The 372-nt window shown below is 39.8% G+C and carries 1 protein-coding gene; it reads left to right on the top strand.

All coding sequences use genetic code 11. The features are described 5' to 3' along the window. The coding region (gene lgt / locus JI665_RS28290; RefSeq protein ID WP_206846293.1) for a prolipoprotein diacylglyceryl transferase at positions 1–372 on the top strand (372 nt) is incomplete at both ends.

Below are 372 nucleotides of genomic sequence, written 5' to 3'. Positions count from 1 at the left end.
TTGTTTTTAGGATGGCTTCTTGCGACAAGAGAATCAAGAAAACTTGGACTTGATAAAGATATTTTTGCGGATTTATTACTTTGGGCGATTCCAATATCCATTCTGAGTGCGAGATTATATTATGTTGTATTCAAGTGGGAATATTATATTGATAATCCCAGCAAGACTTTTGCAATATGGGAAGGCGGCATTGCTATCCATGGAGCATTAATAGGTGCAGTAATAACAGCAATCGTTTTTGCCAAAAAAAGAGGTGTTTCGTTTTGGAAACTTGCTGATATTGCTGCACCGAGCCTAATTCTTGGCCAGGCAATTGGTAGATGGGGTAATTTTATGAACCAGGAAGCGCATGGAGGGGAGGTTACCCGTTCT

The organism is Bacillus sp. NTK034 (assembly GCF_017303275.1).
Taxonomy (GTDB): Bacteria; Bacillota; Bacilli; order Bacillales; family Cytobacillaceae; genus Cytobacillus.
The sequence above is the reverse complement of the archived record's forward strand: the minus strand, read 5'-3'. Positions and strand labels throughout refer to the sequence as shown.